The 409-nt window shown below is 60.1% G+C and carries 1 protein-coding gene; it reads right to left on the bottom strand.

What is annotated here, in order from left to right:
* Nucleotides 1-409 (bottom strand): hypothetical protein (locus tag GCQ56_RS20400; RefSeq protein WP_227006132.1); only part of this gene is annotated, 409 nt, incomplete at both ends.

Below are 409 nucleotides of genomic sequence, written 5' to 3'. Positions count from 1 at the left end.
AAAGGCCACTGAAGCGGAAAAAAGTGCCGCAGCCGCAGAGTCCTCAAAAAACGCGGCGGCCACCAGTGCCGGTGCGGCGAAAACGTCAGAAACGAATGCTGCAGCGTCACAACAATCAGCCGCCACGTCTGCCTCCACCGCGGCCACGAAAGCGTCAGAGGCCGCCACTTCAGCACGAGATGCGGTGGCCTCAAAAGAGGCAGCAAAATCATCAGAAACGAACGCATCATCAAGTGCCGGTCGTGCAGCTTCCTCGGCAACGGCGGCAGAAAATTCTGCCAGGGCGGCAAAAACGTCCGAGACGAATGCCAGGTCATCTGAAACAGCAGCGGAACGGAGCGCCTCTGCCGCGGCAGACGCAAAAACAGCGGCGGCGGGGAGTGCGTCAACGGCATCCACGAAGGCGATA

It is taken from the genome of Marinifilum sp. N1E240 (genome assembly GCF_009295825.1).
GTDB lineage: Bacteria > Bacteroidota > Bacteroidia > Bacteroidales > Marinifilaceae > Marinifilum_A > Marinifilum_A sediminis.
The sequence above is the reverse complement of the archived record's forward strand: the minus strand, read 5'-3'. Positions and strand labels throughout refer to the sequence as shown.